The following is a 3,317-nucleotide window of genomic DNA, read 5'->3' as shown; positions in this document are numbered from 1 at the left end:
TGTTGCCACGTCTATCACTCCTGGTCTCCTGCTGCTCAACGAAGCAGCAGGTTAGGGTTAGTACGTGGGTCAGGTTTGGATGGAAATCCTGGGGGTTAGTGGGTCACTTCTGCGTGGAAATCAACATAGGCAGCTCAGAAATACGCATCGGGCGTCAAAGTCGTGTTTGTGGCGTTCACTGCCGGATAGGCAGCTCAGAAATGTCTGGGTCGCAGGCAAGACCTACAAGAAGTGTTCACTGCCGGATAGGCAGCTCAGAAAGGAAGGTCGCGTTTCGCGTGTCAGAACTTCAGTTCACTGCCGGACCGGCACCTCAGAAACGTAGAACGTCACGCTCCCCAGCACCTCGCCAGGTTCACTGTCGAATTGGCCGCTCCCCTCACCCCCCAAACAGATCCACTCCCCCACCCTGCGGCGGCGCTACGCCCAGGTGGCGATAGGCGGCCAGCGTGGCGATGCGGCCGCGCGGGGTGCGCTGCAGGTAGCCCTGCTGGATCAGGTAGGGCTCGATCACGTCCTCGATGGTGCCGGCTTCCTCGCCGATGCTGGCGGCGATGTTGTCCAGGCCCACGGGGCCGCCGTCGAAGCGGTGGATCACGGCCTCCAGCAGCTTGCGGTCCATCACGTCGAAGCCTTGCGGGTCGACGTCGAGCATGGCCAGCGCGCGGTTGGCGATGTCCTGGTCGATGCGGCCGTCGCCCTTGACGTCGGCGTAGTCGCGCACGCGGCGCAGCAGGCGGTTGGCGATGCGCGGGGTGCCGCGGCTGCGGCGGGCGATCTCGAAGCCGCCCGGCTCGTCGATCGGCGCCTTCAGCAGGCCGGCGCTGCGCTTGACGATGCGCGCCAGTTCCTCGGGCGTGTAGAACTCCAGCCGCGCGACGATGCCGAAGCGGTCGCGCAGCGGGTTGGTGAGCATGCCGGCGCGGGTGGTGGCGCCCACCAGGGTGAAGGGCTGCAGGTCGAGCTTGATGCTGCGCGCGGCCGGGCCTTCGCCGATCATGATGTCGATCTGGTAGTCCTCCAGCGCGGGGTAGAGGATTTCCTCGACGACCGGGCTCAGCCGGTGGATTTCGTCGATGAAGAGCACGTCGTTCTTCTCGAGGTTGGTCAGCAGCGCGGCCAGGTCCTTGGGCTTTTCCAGCACGGGGCCGCTGGTCTGGCGCAGGTTCACGCCCAGCTCGGCGGCGATGATGTGGCTGAGCGTGGTCTTGCCCAGGCCCGGCGGGCCGAACAGCAGCACGTGGTCCAGCGCCTCGCTGCGCTTGCGCGCCGCGCCGATGAAGATGTCGAGCTGCTCGCGCACCTTGGCCTGGCCGATGTACTCGTCGAGCAGCTTGGGGCGCAGCGCGCGCTCGATCGCCTCTTCCTGCGGCGAGGCGGGCGCGGCGGAGACCACGCGCCGGGCGGGGGCCGGCACGGGGGCGAAGTCGTCGGTCTGGATGGTCATGGCACGGGGCGGGCTACTCGGGGCAGCCGGCCACTATACATACCCAGGCCGGCGCGCCGGCACCCTTACTGCGCCGTCCAGGCGTAGTGGCTGACGCCCTCGTAGTTGAAGGTGGGATAGGTCTGGCGCACGTAGTCGCGCTCGCCCTGGCTGATGGTGTAGAAGTGCGTGGCCGAGGCGGTGTTGTAGAAGCGGTAGATGGCCTGCGCGCCGTTGCCCTCCCCCGTCTGTGCGTACCAGGCCGTGCCCTCGTACGAGTACTCGGGGTAAGTCGCCACCACATAGTCGCGCTCGCTGGCGGAGATGGTGAAGAAGTGCGCCCCGGTGCGGGTGTTGAAGAAGCGGTAGACCGGCGACAGCCCGGTACCGGTGCCGCCATAGGCATAGAACGCCGGGCCTTCGTAGCTGAAGGCCGGGTAGCTGGCGATGACGTAGTCCCGCTCGGCGGCGCTGGTGGTGTAGAAGTGCGAGCGCGTGCTGCCGTTGTAGAAGCGGTAGACCGGCGTGCGCGCGCCCGTGGCGGCCGCCGGCGCGGGGCTGAGCCACTTGCTCAGGGCCGCGTTGTAGGCGATGTCCAGGCGGCCGTAGATGTTCGAGCCGTTGGGCTGGGTGCAGCTGGCGCTGCCGCCGTAGAGCTGGCCCACCAGGTAGCGCTTGCCGCCGATGACAGAGAACAGGCCCGAGCCGCTGCTGCCCGACTCCGTGGTGCCCGAGGTCCAGAGGGCATTGAGGTAGTTGCCGGTCTGCGCGGTGGCGTTGACGCAGAAGAAGGTCTTGCCCGTGCCGCAGCTCAGGAACGACTGCAAGTAGCCGCTGGTGGATTTCTGCAGGTCGCCCAGCGGATGGTGCACGCTGACCGCCGAGGTATTGAGCGACTGCACGCCGGACGACCAGCCCGCGTACACGACGCCGGCCGGCGGCTGCGCATTGAGCCGCAGGAAGGAGGTGTCGGTATCGGCCGTGGCGTAGAGCAGCACGGCGCCGCCGGTCAGGGTGCGGTTGCTGGCGCTGACGCTGTTGCTGCGGCACGAGGCCGCGCGATAGAACCAACTGGTGGTCAGGGTCGAGGCACTCGACTGGGTCGAGATGCAGTGGTTGGCCGTGAGCAGGTAGGGAATGCCGCTGGCCGCGCTGTCGGCCACCAGCGTGCCGGTGCACAGGTAGCTGCCGCCGTCGCTGGAATCGACGAAGGTCAGCCGCGCGGTGGCATTGCTCTGGTCGTCGTTGCCGCTGGTGCAGGTGACGTCGATCTCACAGCTGCCTGACTGGCCGATCTTGGCCAGGTTCACGTCGCTGTCGGCGGCCGAGGCGTACAGGTGCGAGAGCCGCGGCACCGACAGATCCACGGCCGAGGTCTTGATGCCGGGGGGCAGCAGGATTTCGACGGTGGCTTCCTCGCCTGTGACGGCGGGTGCCCACCAGGTGCGGGCGGCGTTGCCGCTGTCCCCGGCGTCCAGGTTGCGCTGGATGGTGGCCAGGACTTCGCGGCCCGATACCTCGTGGGCGGTGTCGGCCTTCTGGGCGTAGATGCGCAGCACGGCGTCGGTGGGCAGCTGGCGCACCAGCAGGCCCAGTCGCAGCTCGACGGCACCGGGCGAGGTGAAGCTCAGCGCGGCCACCTGGCCACCGCCGGACGTGGCGCTCCAGCGCAGGCGGTTACGGGTGCCGGCGCTGTCGGCGGTCTCGGCCAGGTCGCGGCCCACGCCCTGTCTCTTATACACATCTGACGCTGCCGACGAAGAGAACCTAGTGGGGGGGGGGGGGGGGGGCGGGGGGGGGGGGGGGGGGGGGGGGGGGGGGGGGGGGGGGGGGGGGGGGGGGGGGGGGGGGGGGGGGGGGGGGGGGGGGGGGGGGGGGGGGGGGGGGGGGG

2 protein-coding genes are annotated in these 3,317 nt (G+C 68.9%); both read right to left on the bottom strand.

Annotation, left to right across the window (positions count from 1 at the left end):
• Positions 1-379: 379 nt before the first annotated feature.
• Complete coding sequence (ruvB, locus tag JHD63_RS22060) at positions 380-1,447, bottom strand: Holliday junction branch migration DNA helicase RuvB (protein WP_198972930.1); 1,068 nt, start codon at positions 1,445-1,447, stop codon at positions 380-382.
• 65 nt (positions 1,448-1,512) lie between these two features.
• Positions 1,513-3,317, bottom strand: a 1,805-nt coding sequence (locus tag JHD63_RS22055) for a trypsin-like peptidase domain-containing protein (protein ID WP_198972929.1), incomplete at its 5' end; no start/stop codon positions are given.

Origin of the sequence: Xylophilus sp. ASV27 (assembly GCF_016428875.1) — a bacterium.
Classification (GTDB): domain Bacteria; phylum Pseudomonadota; class Gammaproteobacteria; order Burkholderiales; family Burkholderiaceae_C; genus Xylophilus.
The sequence above is the reverse complement of the archived record's forward strand: the minus strand, read 5'-3'. Positions and strand labels throughout refer to the sequence as shown.

Excerpts from the sequence above, each read along its gene's own strand:
- ruvB (WP_198972930.1), bottom strand. The coding sequence starts at position 1,447 with ATGACCATCCAGACCGACGACTTCGCCCCCGTGCCGGCCCCCGCCCGG.